This is a genomic window from Njordella aestuarii, from assembly GCF_056494165.1.
In genome coordinates this window covers 6,440,826-6,459,708 of sequence record NZ_CM151397.1, presented here as the reverse complement: position 1 = coordinate 6,459,708, position 18,883 = coordinate 6,440,826, and the positions used below count along the sequence as shown (strand labels likewise).

17 protein-coding genes are annotated in these 18,883 nt (G+C 49.5%); 10 read left to right on the top strand and 7 right to left on the bottom strand.

Annotated features, from left to right (window positions below; translation table 11 throughout):
* Positions 1 to 229: 229 nt before the first annotated feature.
* The 5 genes from SH451x_RS25205 to SH451x_RS25185 all read right to left on the bottom strand — a co-directional run bounded on the left by SH451x_RS25205 (position 230) and on the right by SH451x_RS25185 (position 4,006).
* A complete protein-coding gene (locus tag SH451x_RS25205) occupies positions 230 to 517 on the bottom strand; it encodes a hypothetical protein (protein WP_479360076.1) in 288 nt (95 codons plus the stop codon).
* On the bottom strand, positions 510 to 797 hold the full coding sequence (locus tag SH451x_RS25200) for a hypothetical protein (RefSeq protein WP_479360075.1): 288 nt from the start codon (positions 795 to 797) through the stop codon (positions 510 to 512). Before SH451x_RS25200 ends, SH451x_RS25205 begins: the two co-directional genes overlap by 8 nt.
* Positions 790 to 1,014 carry a helix-turn-helix transcriptional regulator gene (locus tag SH451x_RS25195; protein ID WP_479360074.1) on the bottom strand — a complete coding sequence of 75 codons (225 nt, stop codon included), beginning with the start codon at positions 1,012 to 1,014 and terminating at the stop codon, positions 790 to 792. Before SH451x_RS25195 ends, SH451x_RS25200 begins: the two co-directional genes overlap by 8 nt.
* A 176-nt stretch (positions 1,015 to 1,190) precedes the next feature.
* Positions 1,191 to 2,837, bottom strand: coding sequence for a hypothetical protein (locus tag SH451x_RS25190; protein WP_479360073.1), 1,647 nt, complete (start codon positions 2,835 to 2,837; stop codon positions 1,191 to 1,193).
* A 965-nt stretch (positions 2,838 to 3,802) separates the two neighbouring features.
* The gene (locus SH451x_RS25185; protein ID WP_479360071.1) at positions 3,803 to 4,006 is read right to left on the bottom strand and encodes a hypothetical protein; all 204 of its coding nucleotides are present in this window, start codon (positions 4,004 to 4,006) and stop codon (positions 3,803 to 3,805) included.
* Between the two features lie 670 nt (positions 4,007 to 4,676).
* On the opposite strand from SH451x_RS25185, the gene SH451x_RS25180 reads away from it, so the two are divergent.
* The 6 genes from SH451x_RS25180 (at position 4,677) to SH451x_RS25155 (ending at position 8,551) form a co-directional block, all read left to right on the top strand.
* Positions 4,677 to 5,315: a secretin GspD/PilQ domain-containing protein gene (locus SH451x_RS25180; protein WP_479360070.1), complete on the top strand. Its 639-nt coding sequence runs from the start codon at positions 4,677 to 4,679 to the stop codon at positions 5,313 to 5,315.
* Positions 5,316 to 5,438: 123 nt separating this feature from the next.
* Positions 5,439 to 5,945, top strand: coding sequence for a hypothetical protein (locus tag SH451x_RS25175; RefSeq protein ID WP_479360069.1), 507 nt, complete (start codon positions 5,439 to 5,441; stop codon positions 5,943 to 5,945).
* 97 nt (positions 5,946 to 6,042) lie between these two features.
* On the top strand, positions 6,043 to 6,390 hold the full coding sequence (locus tag SH451x_RS25170) for a hypothetical protein (RefSeq protein ID WP_479360067.1): 348 nt from the start codon (positions 6,043 to 6,045) through the stop codon (positions 6,388 to 6,390).
* 170 nt (positions 6,391 to 6,560) lie between these two features.
* Entirely contained in the window at positions 6,561 to 6,989 is a 429-nt protein-coding gene (locus SH451x_RS25165) for a hypothetical protein (RefSeq protein WP_479360065.1), read from the top strand.
* A gap of 281 nt (positions 6,990 to 7,270) precedes the next feature.
* On the top strand, positions 7,271 to 8,083 hold the full coding sequence (locus SH451x_RS25160) for a hypothetical protein (protein WP_479360064.1): 813 nt from the start codon (positions 7,271 to 7,273) through the stop codon (positions 8,081 to 8,083).
* Positions 8,084 to 8,203: 120 nt separating this feature from the next.
* Positions 8,204 to 8,551 (top strand): hypothetical protein, encoded by a 348-nt coding sequence (locus SH451x_RS25155; protein ID WP_479360063.1) that lies wholly within the window; start codon positions 8,204 to 8,206, stop codon positions 8,549 to 8,551.
* Between the two features lie 29 nt (positions 8,552 to 8,580).
* Here SH451x_RS25155 and SH451x_RS25150 read toward each other — a convergent pair whose 3' ends face one another.
* Positions 8,581 to 11,484 (bottom strand): protein kinase domain-containing protein, encoded by a 2,904-nt coding sequence (locus SH451x_RS25150; protein WP_479360061.1) that lies wholly within the window; start codon positions 11,482 to 11,484, stop codon positions 8,581 to 8,583.
* 35 nt (positions 11,485 to 11,519) lie between these two features.
* On the opposite strand from SH451x_RS25150, the gene SH451x_RS25145 reads away from it, so the two are divergent.
* Positions 11,520 to 12,317, top strand: coding sequence for an RNA polymerase sigma factor (locus tag SH451x_RS25145; protein ID WP_479360060.1), 798 nt, complete (start codon positions 11,520 to 11,522; stop codon positions 12,315 to 12,317).
* Here the strand turns inward: SH451x_RS25145 and SH451x_RS25140 are convergent.
* A complete protein-coding gene (locus tag SH451x_RS25140; protein ID WP_479360059.1) occupies positions 12,314 to 13,846 on the bottom strand; it encodes a hypothetical protein in 1,533 nt (510 codons plus the stop codon). The genes SH451x_RS25145 and SH451x_RS25140 overlap by 4 nt on opposite strands.
* A 236-nt stretch (positions 13,847 to 14,082) precedes the next feature.
* Here SH451x_RS25140 and SH451x_RS25135 point away from each other — a divergent pair, with 236 nt between their 5' ends.
* The 3 genes from SH451x_RS25135 to SH451x_RS25125 all read left to right on the top strand — a co-directional run bounded on the left by SH451x_RS25135 (position 14,083) and on the right by SH451x_RS25125 (position 18,760).
* On the top strand, positions 14,083 to 17,280 hold the full coding sequence (locus tag SH451x_RS25135) for an ELWxxDGT repeat protein (RefSeq protein ID WP_479360058.1): 3,198 nt from the start codon (positions 14,083 to 14,085) through the stop codon (positions 17,278 to 17,280).
* A gap of 156 nt (positions 17,281 to 17,436) precedes the next feature.
* Positions 17,437 to 17,613, top strand: a complete 177-nt coding sequence (locus SH451x_RS25130) for a hypothetical protein (RefSeq protein WP_479360056.1) — start codon at positions 17,437 to 17,439, stop codon at positions 17,611 to 17,613.
* 559 nt (positions 17,614 to 18,172) lie between these two features.
* A complete protein-coding gene (locus SH451x_RS25125; RefSeq protein ID WP_479360055.1) occupies positions 18,173 to 18,760 on the top strand; it encodes a Uma2 family endonuclease in 588 nt (195 codons plus the stop codon).
* Positions 18,761 to 18,883 lie beyond the last annotated feature (123 nt).

Genomic DNA, 18,883 nt, shown 5'->3' with positions numbered 1-18,883 from the left:
CAACGCGGCCCGTTTTGCTTAAATGGTTTCAGAATAAGAAAACAGAAGTTGAACCGGACCAAAAATCGGTTTCGGTTTCGGTTTGGGACTCGGACGTTTGATCGGCATGGATCGACGCCAACACGGTTGACATACCCAATCGAAACCACCAACCACACGGGTTTGGTTTAGCTCAGTTCCCTTGGGTGGTCTCTGGTTGCACCAATCACATCGGGTCGGCGGTCTCTTGCTACGCTTGGGCATCGGTAACACCCTCCGCATTTACAAGTGAAGCAACAACACGGTCCGGTTCGAATAGCCGACGGGTGCCGACTAACACGCTCGGGATCAACCGTTTGGCAACTAGCCGATCCAAAGTTGGGACCGACACATTGGCCGCATGGGCCATTTGGTGCCGATCCAACAACTTGGTTTGACGCTCGGCAATGATCGGTTCCAACCGCTTGGCGACCGCATCGGCCAACAGGTCCGCCAACGCATGCACATCGGCATGTTTGAATATCAACGACTCAGACATAGTGTGTGCCCTCGCATTTGTTAGGGTCAAACAGCTCAGTCCGATCCCACAATCGTTTGATTCCAGCATTGTGTTTACTTGAATTGGATCGGCGGAAACCACACTCGGCAATTTCCCTGTCTTTCAACATTCGCAACACAATTTGGCCAAACGTCCGACGGTCGAAACCCTCGGGAGTCGTGACGCCAATTAAGGCATCTTCAAGTGCAACGGGCTTTCCTAACGCAAGTAACCGCCGAAAATTCAATTCGGCTTGCAGATAGAAGTTTGGTTTAACCATTATCACTACCCCCATTTGCATTGGGACAGCCACGGTTAACCCAATCGCGAATTGTTTCGCGATCCCACCGAATCAAATTGCCGATACGGACAGGAGATGGAATTTTTCCCAACTCCATCAATCGATAGATATGTCGCTCTGAGCAATCGAACATCGACGCAACCGATGCGACATCAAGAAGTTTAGCCGGTTCTTGTTCCGGCTTTGCAGTAGGCATATGACCAACTCCATAACGAGTAGTTGGCGAGCACGAAAATGCACGCCTGTCATATACCGGAAAGTTGGACGCACTTAGCCCGGTGTTGGATGTACGAAAAACTGGTTTCTCAATGTTTCATTAGGTTGCAGTTGTTGGCAAAAAATTTCAAAATCCAACTCTGTCCAACCATCCAACTAGATTTCACTTTCGGGAATGATACTTCTACCGTTTCGGCCTGCACGCCGTTGATTCTGCGTTGTCCCTGTTTTCTTACGAATGACAGAAATGGTGGACTTAAATGTGCTTTTCTCCCAAGGCATTTCACCACGGGATGAAAATTGATCCCATATGCGAGTCACAACTATTGTTTCAAAACGTTCGCAACCGTCACGATATAGTGAGAGAACTTCTTCCTCATGCTTAGTTAGCACCGACAGATCCGTCCCGATTTCTGAATCCGATACCCCTTGGGGTACGTTCGAAGTTTGTTGTGGGGGAGGTGTTAATTGAAATTTTGAATTCGCATCATCGAAACATTTATCGTTTCTCAAATTCAATTCCCATTCCTCCCGCAGAACTTGAAGGTGAGGGTGGGAACTTTCAGGAAGAATACTTCGGGGGGCATCGATCCACTTGCTAAGTAAGACTCTTTCGGAGGGGGGAACTTCCTTGTGATGACGAATCCAAAAAGATGCTACCTTCGTGTGTAAGACGCGTTGCCATTCATTCAGTGATTCAATCGCCTGAATGTCATGAGTTGATCTAGGTGTAAGCATTTGCCAATCCGTTCGAATCAAGTCGTTCAGCATAAAGTCGGTCCGACAGTCATAGCTGAGTAAGTTGTCAGCAGCGTGACGCGGGTCATAACCATCTTTTATGCTTACCAAGGATTGCAAAACCATCTTTGCCGCATATGCCCTTTTTTCTAGTTGGTCGCCATCCCATATCGATGGATCGAAATTAGCTGCCGAATTACGGAGGTTCACTTCGTAACCGATATCACAAATCGCATGGACCATTCGGCAAAGGCATCTGGCCAATTCCTGGATCGGTTCAAACTCAGTATCGATGAGTTTTCCACCAATGCTCAAAACTGCATTGTCCCACGTTTGCTGCCAATCCTGGATTGAGTCCGCAAACTCTTGCCAAACTGCTCGTCTAGTCTGCGCATCTTGAAAATCTGCCGATGCTATTTTTTCACGCTCGGCCTGCCGTTGTTTGGCCCGCTCGGCGATGGAAATATCAAACGGCGTGGTCGGCGTTTCAATTTTCGTAAGAGAACGAAGATCTTCGCCTTGCTCTGCAATCACTCTTTTTGACATTGCCAACTCGTCACGCAATCCATTTTTCAGCTCAGAAAAATTGCGGTCCGGTTCAAACTCCCGCCAAATCCTCATATCCTCTTTCAATTTTTCATTGTGGGACCGCATTTCGGGCGGGCATGCCAAATTCTCCCACAGTCTTAGATACATCCCTTCAAACGCTTGGATACGATTCCTTGCTTCGTCTAGAAACGTGTTTTCCTCTACGGGTGCTTTACTCCGAAAAGCGGTTGAGCGATGGATAACTTCATACAGCCAACGATTTTCTAGCAGTCCATCGACTTTGCCTCGAAACTCCAACTGTTTTTCAAACTCAAATCTGTAATGATCAATTCCCGTTTGTAAGTAGTCGTGACCATTCTCCAATCCGACGCTGATGTAATAACGAGTCGGGGCCGACGGCGATAAAAGAAAGATCGAATTGTCGATTGTCCGGTAAAGGTCATTAATATCTTTCGTGACTGAAACCGAATCAAAATCGGTGACCGATGTATTTAGAATCGACTTACGCTCAGACATGGCAAGTTTCTATCCGCAAAAAATCAGGGCCGAATTGCATGGTTGGACGGATAGATTCCAACCAGCAATTCGTTCGGCGGGAGCTAGCCACCTACCCTAGAAACCGTCGAGGATCAACCGACAGTTGTTTCAATGGCTCGGGGATCAACCGAGCTAGCGATACCGTACCAAAATCCCGGCACTATGCCAGTAAATTTTGCCGAGCAAGGCCCCTCGAAAAACAGCAAAGAAAATTCGCCCGTGGGCTATCGTATCGGCGGGCCGAACCGCCTGCACGATTCTATGCCCCCTACCACCCAAAAACCTATTTGCTGGCTGCAATCACGCAGGACAGTACAATCGGTCGTGCAATTTGCCCCGCTCAGAATTTAGCCGCCCCGGGGTGCCACAGCTCGGGCATCGCATAGGATCCCCAACCCCGCCACCGCTTACCGGACGGACTCTTTTCACCGAAACCACGCCTGCCGACCACCGCACCGTGGATGGATCGGCAACAGGGACCCGCATCACACGGGCCCACCGCCGGAGTGTGTCCCAGCATGGTCGGGCTACAACGAACCGCACGACTGTTTGAACCAAAATTAGGACCCAACAGGCCCGCCACCCCACACCGGCCCCAACCCCCGCACGCAATCGCGTTAAGGTGTGTCATTCGAATTAAGCAGACTTCGAACCGCTCGGGGTAGCAGGCGATGGATTGGGACCCGCAGACCACGCCCCTGGCCCCAACGCAAGATTGTAGCTAACTAACTTTCCCGAGTCACATCGGGACTACCCCAGCCGAGCCAGCATGGCCGAACCAAATAGGGACCCATTACGTTAGATTGTCGCAGAGTGCCGCAGATAGACGAGCCAATATACGCACGTTTAACGCATCGCTAAACGAAAATGACTCGGTAGTCACACCGAGCCATGCAAGTTTGTTAGGCGTCAAATTTGGCGGTCGAAACCAAGAATCAAACCGATTACGCTTTCGCCTTATACGATAGGTCCCGAGCCACCGCAACCATCCGTTCCCGATCCGCTTGGCCGAGTGTTTGCCAAATGTTGATCAGTTCGACCAATTCGCTCGAAAAGTTACCACCGGCGTTACCACCGAGCTCTGTATAACATGATTTTCCCTGGGGTTTCGCATGTTTGTTCGATCCCTGTCGGGGGTATTGATGCATTCGGTCTTGCTTGGGCGGGCGATGTGGTACCAGTTAACTGCTTCGCTCCGACTTTCTTGTACTGCTTTTCGTGTCGACCGACTTTGCCGCCTCGAGCGGAAGTTTGGTCGGAACAATTTGTACCCTCGATGCCTCTCCAAGATAACAGTAGCACAGCCCCGTTGGTGACTGCTGAACAAGAGTCGAGCATAGCGATCGGACCTGAAACTTAGTTGGAGATCAAAAAATATTTGCTGCCTGCTGATCCAAGAAATGTATGATCGTCTGGCTAAAGCAGATGCATGCGTGGAGCATGCGATACAGAACTGTGCCCGGATTAGCTGTAGGTAGTCGTCCGTCTAGACAACTGCCGTACGGAATGGGAGTAGCTTTTGATGTAGCGAATTCTCGCGAGGCGGTTGAGCACGTCTACTTGGCTGTAAAATTGGTATCACGTCCATGCGAAGGAAACAAGTGACGCAAGCAGATTTTGCTGGACTACCTTAATCAGGTAGACCTATACTTGTAGATGGCTGAAGGTGTGCATCGCCAACGAACTTCGTAGATGCGAATAACCGAAGTTTGTCGAATTGTTGGATTCTTGGCCATATTCTTCGATATGCTTTAACAACATTTCAAGATAGTGCGCCCGTGCCTTTGTCTTTACCTCTCCAACCGAAGGACCATTTGCATGCGAATTCCATTTTTGATGTCGGTCTTAGTCGCGCTTTCATCACCCATCATTTATGCGCAAGAGAACGATGTGCCTGCGCAGGACGACGCTGCGAACGTACGTGATGAAAACGAAGCAACAGCCGAATCGACAACGGCAATGCAACTGAAGTCGTATGATGTTCTGCTAACCGATTTTCAATGGCAGTCGCCAGATCCGCAAATCTCGTCGCACGAAATTGTGAAGTCGTTTGAGCAGCTAAAAGATGATGGAAAGCTTAGCTCGATCGAGACAGTCCGGCTCTCCGTTTTGGAAGGGCATGAATGCATGGTGCAGTTTGGCAAAACAGTCGCAGTTGTGGTCGGCAGGACGGGCAATGGAATCGGGCGTCCGGGGGCTGTGACTACGCGCGACACACAAATAGGGACCATACTACGAGTTAAGGCCAATACACGATCCGACGATACCGTGTTGCTGAAAATCGAGTATGAAGCGAGTCGTTTGAACGATTCTGGTATGGATTCAGAGATTGGCTCGCCGGAAATCAATATTCACAAGGTAGGCATGTCTGTGGTGGTAAAACCAGGAATGCCCATTTTGTTGGGCGGAACATCTGCAGATCCGACGTCGTACATGATACTGTCGATTACGAAGTAGCATAACGATAGCAATGGCAAGAACTGTGACTAGCTTGTGCGAGAGACGGCCAGTGGTTGTCTCTCAGGGGAAACTTGAAGATATGTTGCGATAAAGAAGGCAAGCGACCACGATCAATTTCGAATGAATCCATACGCTTCATCTGTTTGTTTGGAACACACGGCTTCGAAACCGCGCGACGCTCAACGTGCACGGCTGGCTTTCTGGGCAACAGCCGTAGCGACTGCAGTGCTGCCACCGTTCTTTGCGATCCCAATTGCTTGGTTCATCAACGTGACCTACAAGCCAAATATGGGCACGTGGGTCATACCTTACTTTCTGTTCGTTCTTGTTCTCGCTATTCCATTGGGGATCTCAACGGCGTTGTTTTCTCGTTGGGCGAGGCGGTTCATCTGCAGAGAACCTCTTATTCCCTTCATGACGGTCATCGCGATGTGCGTAGTTCCCTACCTGACCATTCCAGTTCTCAAAGGCGCAACCTTTGGTTTTTTTATGCAGACTTTGCTCTTACTGTTTTGGACCAATAGTACGCCGTTCTTGATGGGCTTCACGTTATACTTGTTCATCCGACGTGGGCATCCAGTAGACGATGGGCAATGGTCTGCGCCGCACTACGAGGAGGATAGCTGAAAGGCTGGCTTGTTGGATAAGGGCTGGTTCGTAGGAGTTTCAAGCGGCGAGTTAGTATTGAAGTTGATCACCCTTAAGAGGCCGGTTTTAGATTGAAATGAATGACACTTTGAAGGGAAATGTTGCTGCGCTTAACGCATTCTGGAATAGAAGCTCGTTTCACGACATGGGCTTGGACTCGATTGAAAGGAGCGGTGGTCGTATCCTGATCAAGCTTGATGAGTATGTGCTAATCCTCGCGGGCGCAACTCGGCATATTCAAAGAATTGACGAGTTTCCGGCAGTATGTGTTGAATCTGCGCTTGAGGGCGATTCAAGAATAGCGAGTCTCAAGGCCACGTTAGAACACGGAACGTTTGAGTGCGAGTTCAAAAATCTTCGTCTAATCCGTCGTTCGGACTACGCAATACTTATCCCACCGCTGGATCCGATACGGCGGACTTGATCTGCTAGGGAAGGCTTAAGAATTGTTCATTGGGTAGTAGTAATTCGGGAACCCTTTCGGCCGAGACTATTGTCGGAGCATTGACCACCTTAGCATATTCCATGACTAAATTGGAAGTCGTTCTCTTCAAGAACCTGATCAATGGGGCAACTGGGCTTGCTCAACTTTAGATGACCTTACCAAATCCTTACGATCCGCCGGAGTACCTCCTTTCTGATCGCGATGCAGCTTGGTTTTTGCAGAGTGTGCAAACTTATTACAAACGAATGGGATGGTTGATGATCATCTACTTTGTTTGTTCGCTAGCGATCCAACTTTACCGCGTGAGTACCCATGATACGCTGCCATTTGGTGAGATTGTTGGACCTCCTGTGTTTGGGATTCTTGCACTGACTTTTTTTGGCACCATGGTTAGGACCGCATGCAAGCTATCCTCGGACTTTGAAAGGGTTTATAAACGCGCTCGTTGGTTGGGGATTATTGCAGGTGCGTTTGTTTTTCCGATCCTTACAATTCCAGCACTCATTGCAGTTCGCAGATTGTCCAAATGTCGAGACTTGCGGTATTCAAGCAGTAGGGAATCAGGAGGCGAGAGCTAGGAAGGAGCTCTGAGAAAGTTCCACTTGAATGCCATAGTTTTGCATCCGGAGGCTTCTTGATGATAACATGTATTCTAAAATGAATCGAAGGAAACTATTTTAGTTTAGACTAGCGGTGATAGTTCTGACTGCAAATGTAGGCCACCATGAGAGCTATCGAATTGACGCAAAGATAGTCACCAAAGCAAATTAATAGAACAGAGAAATATTTGGTGAGATTCAATTCAATGGCTGGCTTGAATCAATAGGCCCATATCGTTGCTTGACTGAAAGATAGATAGATGAAATTGTTACCTGGATTTGAAATATTGTTCGCTGTTGGTTTCGTGTTTCGATTTGCAGCGACATCCAAGGGTTATGATTTCATGCCAGGCGATGCATTCTTCCATTCAGTTCTCGATGCTCAAACCATTGAAATGTTCTCGGATCTTGAGGTGCGATTGAAGTACCGCATGCCTGGTAATGCTGGTGCGCTTGGTGGCTATGCCGGATTTCGATATCTGCAGATCGAAGGAAATACACAATCGCTCGTAACGAATTTAAAACGTGCGTACAGGATCATTCGACGATCTTCACCGAAGGAGCTAATCGAGTCTGAAGACGGCACCATTCGCGAAACGAATGGGCTACACGTATTTGTCTATAACAAAGATGTAGCGTGGGACATCGGATATGCTTCTCAGCGAGTAGGCTTAAAATACAATGAAGATTGGCCAGGTTTACCAGAAGATGCCTTTGAGAGCACGAGTCGCCCCAGAACCGCAAAGGCGCATGTGTATGAATCACATGTACTAGTTCCTCAAGCCATCATTGATGATTGGAAGTATGGTCGAGAGTTTAGCGGTCTGAAGGTAGACGTTCCACCAAATGTGGGTTGGGGATGGACAGGACCACCAATTGATGAGCCGATCAAAATCGAGGCTGATAAGATACAGCTTGCAATTTTTTCGGATGCACCTGAATTGAAGAAATGCTGTTTGCAAAAGCGTGGAGCATCGTTTTTGGTCATAGATGGCACAAGTGTCACCGAACTGACGATCGGTAAGAATTCAATTCAGACGACCGCAATTGAAGAGACTGAAGAACTAGATTGATTGTGTTGGTTAGAGGAGTGTATAGCATTGCACTCTGAGTGGTTCAGTGAAGGGTGCTGGCGTTTTGTTGCCTTTGTGTTTCAAGCCGCGAAGACTTTCTTGTAATGAGGCGATCACACAATGGGGCAGTTCAAGATTAACAAAACAGCGGTTGCGTGCCTTGCTTTCGTTGTCTTGTTGACATTTGCCGCTGTGCTTGGTTGGTGGAATTTCTTGAGCGCTCAAATGGTTTCGCGAGGCGATATTCGCGAGGCTTGCTATCTTGCAGTCGCTTTTGAAGAGTATTACCAACGGCATGGAGCAATGCCTTCAGAAGCCGACGTTCAGCTTTTTCCATCGCGATTGCAGTTCTTAAGGATCGACGGCGATCGCTACCTATTCGCTTGCGGACTCTATGGTCGCGACTTGCTTGTAATCCAATACAACGGAAATGTTGAAGGTAGGTTCAATTTCCTGGTGCTATCCTAGCGCGGTGATTCCTGACACTGACATGACTTCTACTTATCGTGCTGTTCAAAAGCTCTCGCGAGCAACTCCACTTCCGTAGCAGCGAGCTGCTTGATCGAAGACGCTTTTGATCGAGCCAGGTCGTATTCCGACTTGGCTTTCTCGGTGTCGCCTTGCAACGCATGGACTCGGGAAAGCTCAAGCAAACAGAGCACCATTCGTGTTTCAGCGATCGGGTGTTCTTCCAAACGCTCCAGGATAAAACCACACCAAATGAACGCGTCGTTGTAATCGTGCTCGGCAGATTGATAGTTCTTCCTGGCTGCATGCCAGGCCGCTTGTTGGCGAAGCATATCAATCAGAAGGATTTCATTCTCAAATTGTTTTGGGAACTCTTTGTTTAGCTTCAGCAAGGTATCGACGCAAAAGGCCACGTCCTCCGCGTTGGTGACCATCCCTGGTTCCAAGCACCGGATGTCCTCCGCAGCTTCACGAAAACGATTGCCACTAACAGCCAGTCTAGCGCGCCGCATGTGCATCATTTGAAAGGCAACGTAATAGTCTTCGATCAACGGATATTGTTTACGAAGCGACTCAATGATGGTGATCGCCTCACCGACGTCGTCAATCGACTTCTCCAGTTCTCCCTTTCGTTTGCGTACCTGTGCGCGATCGTAGTAAGCCCAGGAGAGCCCGTAGATGTAATCGCTTTCGGCCGGATTTTCATCCGCTAGCTCTTGCAAAAGCGAGATTGCTCGGTCCGCATAAATGACGTCTCTTCCTCCTGTTTCCTCGTCCGCAGCGGACGAATTGCCCAGCAAGTCACCCAGCGATCGATAGCATGAGGCAAGTGTCTTCTTTAGGCTTGGATCGTCGGGATCGGCAATCAAAAGGTCTTCCAGCAAAAGCCGCGAATCTTCAAACGCACGAACGGATTCTTTTAGCTGACCTGCGGCTTCATAAACACCAGCTATGCTATTCAGCAGACCTGCTTGGCTTTGTTTCAGAGACATGGATTGCTCGGAAGGTAAGGCATTCGTCTGGGAGCCCGTCGAATCAAAGTATCTCAAACCTCTTTTTGCAGTCAGAATAGCCTTTTCGAAATGCGAGCCTTTCATCTGGAGGTCGGCAAGTAAGCCACATGCAGTTCCCAATTCAACTTGGTAGCTAGGATTGCTAGATTCGCTCAGCAATTCTTCGAACTTCGCAATAGCTTGTTCGAGGTGCTGCATGGCCTGTGGTGCTTGCGAGAGTTTCCAGTGAATGATGCCGCTCTGCAGGTAAGCTTGAGCGCGGATGGCTTTGTTTCTTTCCGAATCATGTTGAAGGTCCGCGAACTGCAGGTATTGCTGTAACGAAGTATTCAGATAGTTACGATCGTTTTCGGACAGCTCAGATTGGGCCGCCAGCCGCGAGGCGGTTACATTATCAAACACCGATTGCAATGTATCACTCGCCAACTCGTTCGCCTTTTCCAGGTCGGCATTTGCCTTTTCCAAGTCTGCAAGTGCGAGGATCAACTTTGCGTTACCTTCGGTCAATTTTCGGTTTTTCGAACTGACTAACGTAGAGGTGTAAGTTAAAGTCAAAAATGCAACACCAACGGTTGCGATGAGGGCCGCTAGCGAAGGATGGCGGCGAGCCCATTTCCAATTGCGTTCGATTGTCCCTGCAGGGCGCGCGAGAATCGGTTTTCCAGACAGAAATCGCTGCAAGTCATCAGCCAGTTCATTGGCTGTCTGGTAACGCTTAGTTGGCTCCTTGCGCAAACACTTCAAGCAGATCGTCTCAAGATCGCGCGGTATTTTGGATTGTAGCTTAGAAGGGGCAATAACTTCGATCGTGCGAACCTTTTGTATAGTCTCGATAACCGTTGCTGCGTTGAAAGGCGGAGTACCGGTCATTGCATCATAGAGAATCGCTCCCAGCGAATAGATGTCGCAGGCTGGTCCCACGGTTCCGAGTTCAGGATCGATCTGTTCGGGCGCCATGTAACTGGGCGTTCCAATCATGGCTTGGGTGGCTGAGCGATTGATAGCGCCTTCCAGGAATTTCCCGAGTCCAAAGTCGGCGATTTTTGGCTCGTAGCCAGTTGTTGGCGGCTGGCTGTCGAGCTTGGCTAACTGAGCAATACCAGGAATCTCGATCGCCTGGGGGCGGTCACTCTGTGCGAGCAAGATATTGGCAGGTTTCAAGTCGCGGTGGACCACTGATTGGTTGTGGGCGTAGTGGACAGCGCGAGCAAGTGTCTCCACTATCTCGGCTGCAACCGTTGGCATTAACGGCCTTTCTTGTGTGGCCTGCGCTAACGTCCCACCAGAGACTAACTCCATCGAAAAGAAAGGTACACCCAGTTTGGACCCTACTTCATAGACCTGGACGATATTGGGATGTTGCAGTTTGGCAACCAATTCGGCTTCATTGTGAAACCTAGCGACCGCAGCCGGATTCTGGCTCGACAAAACGTCTATTGTCTTGACTGCGACAAGACGATTGAGCAGTCGTTGTCTCGCTCGATAGACCACTCCCATGCCGCCCCGACCGATGATCTCCAGCAGTTCGTAGTCACCTAGTTGGTCGAGCTCGAACCTGCGGTCGATGTGCTCGGAGCTGCCGTGGATTGGACTGCCGATTGTCATGGTGTCCGAGGGTACGGGCGTATCCGTCTGATTGCGAAAGACTTGGTCGACGCTGAGTATTTTTTCTAGGTCTGCTTGATACTCAGGAAAGCGCGCTTGGAGTTCCTCGTGTGAAATCGGGCGGTTGGCTTCCTGGCACAGCACGAACTCCAAATAGATCATCTCCAGCACAGCATCTCTGTTCTCGAGAAGCTCTGGATTCTTGGCCAAGATGGATTCGCAAATCCGGGACTCACCCAACGCATGCCGTCGATCCAATTCAGCGAACGCTTGGCTTGGCGAGAGTTTTGTGTCGGTAGAATTCGTGAGCGACATTCGTTTGTTCAAACCATTTTTGCCCGTAATTCGCAATGTCGAACCCTCTAACTTGGTGTCGATTCCAATTCAATACCGTAAATTTCTTGGGAGGATTCATGCTCGCCAACGGTACCCGATCATTGCGAGAAGTGTCGTTTTTTCGAGCTATCATGCTATCTTCCGTATCAAGCAAATGCCATAATCACACCAGGTTGTTTCACAGAAGTTGTTCACTTTGGAAAAAAGTTGCTTTGAGCGATCAAAAGACCAACGACGCGTTTTCCGAGTTACTACTTCAAGCAAGATCGGGGGACACTACCGCGCAAACCCGATTGTGTCAGGAATACGAAAGACAGGTGTATATCGTTGTACGGGTGATACTCGGGCCACTACTGCGCCCGCACTTGGATTCGATCGATCTGGTTCAGTCAGTTCATCGAAGCTTGTTGGCAGGACTTCGCGACAAGAAGTTCGAGATAGCCACGCCTCAGAATCTTGTTGCGCTGGCTTGTACGATGGTACGACGCAAGGTAGCTCGCAAATGGCGAAGTCACCGCCGGCAAAGCGCCAGCCTCCTGCCGAACGACAGCCAGTTACTTTCAACTACACTGCGCAGTCTATATAGCCGCGAAGACTCTCCAGAGAATTTAGCCGAATACGATGACTCACTTGAGAAGCTTTGCCAAAGTCTAACTCCTATAGAACGGATCATGCTGGAACGCAAGCTCGAAGGCCACACTACCGGCGAAGTCGCGCAGCAACTTGGCATGCATCCCGTAACGGTCCGAGTTCGCTGGAGTCGTTTGTGCGATCGTCTAGCCGCTCAAGAAATTTTTCTGGATGGTATCTAAGACAAATTCCGGGTTTGCGACTGTTCATTCTGACACTGTTGGTCGAGCCATTGGGCGATTGCTTCCGCTTCAGCGCGACCGTCGAGCCTTCTAACCAAAGTCAACGCCGATTCGAAGTGCTCGTCGTTCTGTGAACCTTCGTATCTCTTGCATACGTCAACGCGATACCATTCACCGTTCTCTTTTATGTGATCGAGTTGAGCAATAAACACAGGAAACACAGGCCGCTCTTGCTCAGCAAACAACAAACATTTCCGTAATCCCTTCCAGCCGCTTTCGCAATGCAAGGCATTTCGATCCTTCTGGACCAAACTTCTCCACAGCAGCATGTCCAAGAACGAGTACACAACCGCCAACAGTAGAAACCCCGGAAGCAATGCTGCAAACATAGCACCGTAAAAGGGACGAATGAACCACAAGCAGGCGATAACAATGGCCAAGCATATCGCAGAAGTAATCGCCATCGAAACCGCAGCTTGCGGATCCCATTTTTCACAAACTATCCGCTCGCCTCCTCCAGCAATTGCCTCTCTTCTAAGTCCAACGCGGTTAAGTACTGCCTCTACATGGACTTCGACTTCGTAAGAGTCAAGGAGTTCTTGATCCAGTTCGAAATCAGCTTTACTCTCGGGCGTCTTAAAGACAGGAACCGTAAAGACCGACCCGCCAAGACCGACTTTGTCCTTTTCCTTGACAACCAAATACCATGTCGTTAGACCGGAGGAGCTATCTCTCCAATCGCTCGTCGGCTCGCTATCAAAAGGAATGGCAAAGGCAAAGGGTACAAGAGTCTGGTTGGGAGAATCGGCAGGCAGCGGCTTGTCGATCGAGATGGTTGAACTCCAAACAGTCTCTGTTCTGGACTCGGTGCCCCTGGTCCTTTCGCCGCTGTCATTCCAACCCTTGGTGCGGACCCATCGGCTAACTTCGCATTTCAGGGTAACGTCAAATTTGGTTCCTGGTGCGAACGACTGCTGAAGTATGGCGACGCCGGAGAACGGGCCGCCAATGACGCCAGGTACATCGGCCATTCGCAATTCAGCCGTATTCCACCGGCGGTTCATCCAAAAGACGCGGGCCATCAGCAGCAGAACGAGCCCCATGACTCCACAAAAAACGAAGAACGGGGTTTTCTGTGTTGCAATACAGAAGGGAACGGCAATCGTAAAATAAAAGAGAAAGACCGAAGCCATGGCTACAACTTGGCCATGATTGTTCAAGCGAATGTGTTTTTCCGCCCACATCGCATTCGTATTCCAGGGTTCTCCATTTGGATCAAGTGGAGTTGGCTGGATTTTGCTCCTAAGAGCTTGCAATCCCAAGAACCCACATAGGGCTGGAATAAGCAGCCCAGTAACCGGCAAGATTTTCCAACAAACGTCTGCGACCGAGCCGGTTCCGGCCAGAGCCGCTTGAACAGCCTCGATCAATGGATTGATGTTTGGCAGACCAACCAGCACCAGCAGAAGGCAAAAAAGCTGAATCGCGCCAAGTAGTACTCGATAGAAGTTTAACTTAGTAGGTCGCATTGCTTTTTCTTAGGCACGGGTGAATTGAATGAGATTAATTGGCGAGTTCGTTCGGTAGATTGCTGAGTGTATATGCCAATTGGGAGCGGAAGTGTTACGGTACTCGAAAGAAGTTCCAAGAATCTCGCACCTCATGTAACAGTTTTCTCGGTTTGTGGCATTGGTAAGTAGTCTTTCTGAAAGACTCAAAATTGCCGTGGGGCATTTTATTACGAGAAAGAACTGCAGGACCATCCATGTCACAAGCTAAGAAATATCGCTTTCCCTTCTTTTCATTCCTTCGCTCCAAGAGCAAGACAGCAGAAACCAAGCGATCGGCACGGCGCAGATTGATGGTTGAGTCCATGGAAGAACGTCGGCTGATGGCCGCAGATGTTGTAGCGGACATCAACACTATCCCGCAAAGTTCCAATCCTGCCGAATTTGTCCAGATCGGTAGCACACTTTACTACGCCGCGACAACTCGGCTGGGACGAGAAATCAATTATTATGTAGACAGCCCACAAAACCCTGGCTTCATCCCTTACAGGGGCGAATATGACCTCAACCCGGGCGGTGGAAATTCTGATCCCAAAGAGCTAACGATTTTTGGCGATTCGCTCTACTTCTCTGCATATACTCCCGGCAGCATCGTCACTGGTGGCGGTCGAGAAGTTTGGGTGGCAACCGGCGAAAAAGTGAGGCCGCTAAAGGACATCATGCCGGGTATCGCTAGTTCCAACCCCGAGGATTTTACAGTAGTAGGCAACACTCTCTATTTTACAGCGATTTCACCGGGTGAAGGACGCGAACTATGGAAAACCGACGGAACAGCTCAAGGGACCCAAATGGTCCGCGATATTCACACGCGGCTGGGTGCAGGTTCCAATCCCAAAGACTTGGTAGCCTATAAAGGCAAACTCTATTTCACTGCGGATGATGGCGTACGCGGCCGCGAATTATGGTGGTCCGATGGAACGCATTGGGGCACAAGAATAGCTCGCGATATTCAACCTGGGGCAGGATCTTCTGATCCAGGCGAGCTAACAGTAGCTGGCGACAAGCTTTTCTTCGCAGCTTGGACGGCCCTGGCTGGTAGAGAGATTTGGATCAGCGATGGGACGACTGGTGGCACAAAATTGCTCAGCGATATCGCCCCCAACGCTATTGTGGGAAGTTCCTCCAACCCACAGGAACTAACGGCTGTTGGCGACAATCTCTATTTCACAGCATCAACGGTTGCTACCGGACGTGAACTATACCGCTACGAGCCGCATCTCCTCAACACTGTCATTCTGGTGAGGGATATTTTTCCCGGTGCTAGTTCATCCAATCCTACTGAGTTGACCGCTGTTGGTTTGACGCTTTACTTCGTTGCTCATGGCAGTCAGACAAGTTCATCGCCCGCTATACCACGTGTAGTTTGGAAGAGTCATGGAACTAGCGCTCTAACAGAACCGATTCAAGGATGGAATCAGTCTTTTTGGATAACCTCCCCGACAGAATTAACAGACGTAGGTGGCACATTGTACTTCGGAGGGTTCCTTTCAACTGTGGGTCAAGAACTATTCAAGTCGAATGGAACACCAGCCACTACCCAGGTGGTAAAGAACATCAATCCGGGTTCAGCATCTTCATCTCCAAAGAACTTGACGGCCATCAATGGCAAACTCCATTTCTCCGCAAATAACGGCACAAATGGGATCGAGCGTTTTGTAGTGGAGCCCTGGGGTGTTGATGTTTATGATGTCTTTCACGGAACTGGGGATAGCGCTCCTACAAGGCCGACTGTTCTAAATAACGAAGTCTTTTGGATAGCAACCAATGGGACTGCTGACGGCCGTAGTTTGTATAAGCATAATCCGGCTACGAACACCCTCACGACGGTGGTGCCTTCAGGTCAAAAATTGGATACAGGCTTCTTTTCAGGTAAAAATCAACTTCCCGGATCCAAGACGCTGCATGCTGCTGGCAACAATCTCTTTTTTTCGACTTACACTGAAGGTAACGTTGGAAGAGAGCTTTGGAAGACGACAGGAACCAGCGATTCAAATCTAAAACTGAAGACTTTTCTTCCATCAAGCGGTGCCTCAATGAACTCGATCACCAATGCTGTGGCGGTCGGAAACAACCTTTATTTTTTAGTAAGTGAACAGCAAAATGGTTCAACGAAGAGCACTCAGCTTTGGAAGAGCAACGGAACAGCGGCCGGCACTGTCCGCCTATTGCCAAACAGAGCAATATTAGAAATTGGTGAGATGACTGCAGTTGGAGATCGGCTGTACTTTGTGGAGCGAAAGAGCGATGGTGTCAGGGTACTTTGGAAGTCGGATGGAACGAGTGCTACAACTTCGCCAATCCATTTACCACTGGTTTCATTTAACCGCCTCGTCGGCAATAGCAATACTCTGTTTTTTCAGGCGGGCCTAGACCTATATCGAACGGATGGAACCGTCAGCGGGACGCAGTTCATTAAGAACATATCCAATGTCTTGCCAATGGTCGTTGTCAATCAGACTCTTTACTTCAGCAATCTTGGAGATGGTGGCGTTGAGTTGTGGAAGAGCGACGGGACTATTGCTGGAACCAGTCGCGTGAAGGACATTAACCCTGGCCCGGCCCACTCGCATCCGAAGGACCTGACCAATGTCAACGGAAAACTGTTCTTTACAGCAGTGAGTGGGGCTGGCCGAGAGCTGTGGATGAGCGATGGTACGGAACCCGGGACAAAAATGGTCAAGGATATTGCGGACGGGCTTTTCTCGTCCTCGCCGACCAATTTGGTGAACGCTAATGGCAAATTGTATTTCAGCGCCCTGAACATCGGTTCGGAGGGGGAACCCATTCAACGGGTAATGGTGTCCGATGGGACGCCGGGAGGAACGAAAGCCATTTCGCTCAACCCCCAGAACGATCCAAAGATGCTCACTTCAGTAGGCGATGCGCTCTATTTTTCGGATATCTATTCTAGCTACGGGCAAGAGCTGTTGATTTACCAACCCGACCCGGTAATCGGCTCGTTTGATGGCGCAATCAATTTTGTCGCCGGATCAGGGAACGTTCTGATTGACACCAATGCGACTGTTACAGCCAGCAACGTAGCCAGCTTCAAGAGTGGTAGAATTGTTTTTCGTACAACTACCAATGCACAACCCGATGATCGATTCAGCATTCGCAAACAAGGCACTGGCCCTGGCCAAATTAGTTACGTTGGATCGTTTGTTACCTTCGGGGGCGACTTGGTCATCGGTACACAAAAAGGAGGTTTAGGACAGCCACTAGTCGTTACATTCAATGCCAACGCAACCGCTGCAGCAATTCAGGCTCTGATTCGAAATGTCTACTGGCGCGGTCCCTCGAGTTCAACGCTAACCCGAACCATCACGGTTTCATTGACGGACGCTCTCGGTGGCAAAAGCTTGAAATCCAAAAATATCCTAGTTTCGGCAGCTTGAGTAGCGGAAGACAATGCACAACCCGTTTCCAGAGAACTGTGGTAGATACAGTCAAATAGGTCGCGCTGCTTGTCACTGAGGTTCTCCGCTCCATTGAGCCAAATGTCCCGTTATCTGGGAGTGGCATTTGAAGCGTATTACACATGGTAAGGCGTGATGCCGACAGGCGCAGTCGTTCGACTTTTTCCATCGCGGTTGCAGTTTTTAAGAATTGAGAGCGATCGCTACCTATTCGCTTGCGGTCTCTATGGTCGTGACTTGCTCGCAATTCGATACAATGGAAATTTTGAAGAATTATTCGATTTCCTGGTGCTGGGAGGCGGCAATTCGTAAACCAATATTTATCGAATTCGATCAAAGCAGGGATGTAATTAAATCGAGAAGATGTCGATTCCTGTCAGGATCTTAGTCCTCCGTTGACCGAGATCAGAATGCATGAAAAGTGTGGTTATATACGACATTTCGGTCCGTAGAAACGTGCATAGTTCTCTGGGCGTATGGCAATCTTTCGGTTGCGTTGCCGGAGTGCACTTTCGCGGTGCGAACAGCGACCCTCCTTGTCTTAATTCGAGTGCAGTAGTGTGTTAGGATGGTTGTGAGCCCGTTTCGACGGAGGCAAGTTCAGTCGGGTTGCATGCTGCGTACGTCGCTGCGCGGTTTGTTGCTATGGTCTCTCAAACAAAACTGCGCATCTAACGAAACCGCTCATATTTAATATGCCTAACCGTTCACGGTTCCGTTCAAGAAAATAGGCTGCGTCGACTACTGTGATGGGACTTCGCGGCAGCAGGGTGGGGCGAGTTCGCCTGCGAAATTTGCTTATTAGCCAAGGCGTAAAATTGGGCTATAATTCAGAAGTGCGGTTCGGATCTGGAATTTCTTTGGAAGACGCATGATGTCAACTGTTCCCAAGCATTACACAACTCCTGAAGAATACTTGCAACGCGAGCGAAAGGCCGAGTTTCGGTCCGAGTACTTTCGGGGCGAGATGTTTGCTATGGCTGGCGCATCGGCCAACCATAACTTGATCGTGGGCAATTGCATACAGACTCTCGGTCAGCAGCTCAAAAAGAGGCCGTGCCGAGTTTATCCAAGCGATTTGAGGCTGCGAATCGAAGCAACCGGCTTATACACCTACCCGGACCTGTCCGTTGTCTGTGGCGAACCTCAGCTTGAGTCTGATGCGGGCGATGTACTGCTGAATCCAGTGGTGCTGGTCGAAGTCCTTTCCGATTCCACCGAAGCGTACGACCGTGGAAAGAAGTTCGAACATTACCGAACCATTCCCAGCTTGATGCATTTCGTATTGATTGCCCAAGATCGACATTCGATCGATTGCTTTACGCGCTCCACCGACGGCAGTTGGAGTTTGATGAGTTGCCAAGGGATTGACGGCAAGATCATTTTAAATGCAATCGACAGCGAACTAACTGTTGGAGAGGTCTACGATAAAGTCGACTTTGCGAGTGAGCAATCTTAAGGTCGCCATCAGCGTCAGCGAGGGACCTCGCTTCGCCTGCAAAAATCCCTCGCTAACGCATTCGGGTTGTGATGTCCGCCTGCCTTTGTTGACCTGTCCAAAGTGAGTGGCCCTCGTCGTGAG

What these genes read in the sequence shown, in the direction of transcription:
- SH451x_RS25185 (WP_479360071.1), bottom strand. Translation starts at nt 4,006, where the DNA reads ATGCATCAATACCCCCGACAGGGATCGAACAAACATGCGAAACCCCAG.
- SH451x_RS25195 (WP_479360074.1), bottom strand. Translation starts at nt 1,014, where the DNA reads ATGCCTACTGCAAAGCCGGAACAAGAACCGGCTAAACTTCTTGATGTC.
- SH451x_RS25190 (WP_479360073.1), bottom strand. Translation starts at nt 2,837, where the DNA reads ATGTCTGAGCGTAAGTCGATTCTAAATACATCGGTCACCGATTTTGAT.
- SH451x_RS25135 (WP_479360058.1), top strand. Translation starts at nt 14,083, where the DNA reads ATGTCACAAGCTAAGAAATATCGCTTTCCCTTCTTTTCATTCCTTCGC.
- SH451x_RS25175 (WP_479360069.1), top strand. Translation starts at nt 5,439, where the DNA reads ATGAATCCATACGCTTCATCTGTTTGTTTGGAACACACGGCTTCGAAA.
- SH451x_RS25205 (WP_479360076.1), bottom strand. Translation starts at nt 517, where the DNA reads ATGTCTGAGTCGTTGATATTCAAACATGCCGATGTGCATGCGTTGGCG.
- SH451x_RS25140 (WP_479360059.1), bottom strand. Translation starts at nt 13,846, where the DNA reads ATGCGACCTACTAAGTTAAACTTCTATCGAGTACTACTTGGCGCGATT.
- SH451x_RS25130 (WP_479360056.1), top strand. Translation starts at nt 17,437, where the DNA reads ATGCCGACAGGCGCAGTCGTTCGACTTTTTCCATCGCGGTTGCAGTTT.
- SH451x_RS25150 (WP_479360061.1), bottom strand. Translation starts at nt 11,484, where the DNA reads ATGTCGCTCACGAATTCTACCGACACAAAACTCTCGCCAAGCCAAGCG.
- SH451x_RS25165 (WP_479360065.1), top strand. Translation starts at nt 6,561, where the DNA reads ATGACCTTACCAAATCCTTACGATCCGCCGGAGTACCTCCTTTCTGAT.
- SH451x_RS25145 (WP_479360060.1), top strand. Translation starts at nt 11,520, where the DNA reads ATGTCGAACCCTCTAACTTGGTGTCGATTCCAATTCAATACCGTAAAT.
- SH451x_RS25200 (WP_479360075.1), bottom strand. Translation starts at nt 797, where the DNA reads ATGGTTAAACCAAACTTCTATCTGCAAGCCGAATTGAATTTTCGGCGG.
- SH451x_RS25170 (WP_479360067.1), top strand. Translation starts at nt 6,043, where the DNA reads ATGAATGACACTTTGAAGGGAAATGTTGCTGCGCTTAACGCATTCTGG.
- SH451x_RS25160 (WP_479360064.1), top strand. Translation starts at nt 7,271, where the DNA reads ATGAAATTGTTACCTGGATTTGAAATATTGTTCGCTGTTGGTTTCGTG.
- SH451x_RS25125 (WP_479360055.1), top strand. Translation starts at nt 18,173, where the DNA reads ATGATGTCAACTGTTCCCAAGCATTACACAACTCCTGAAGAATACTTG.
- SH451x_RS25155 (WP_479360063.1), top strand. Translation starts at nt 8,204, where the DNA reads ATGGGGCAGTTCAAGATTAACAAAACAGCGGTTGCGTGCCTTGCTTTC.
- SH451x_RS25180 (WP_479360070.1), top strand. Translation starts at nt 4,677, where the DNA reads ATGCGAATTCCATTTTTGATGTCGGTCTTAGTCGCGCTTTCATCACCC.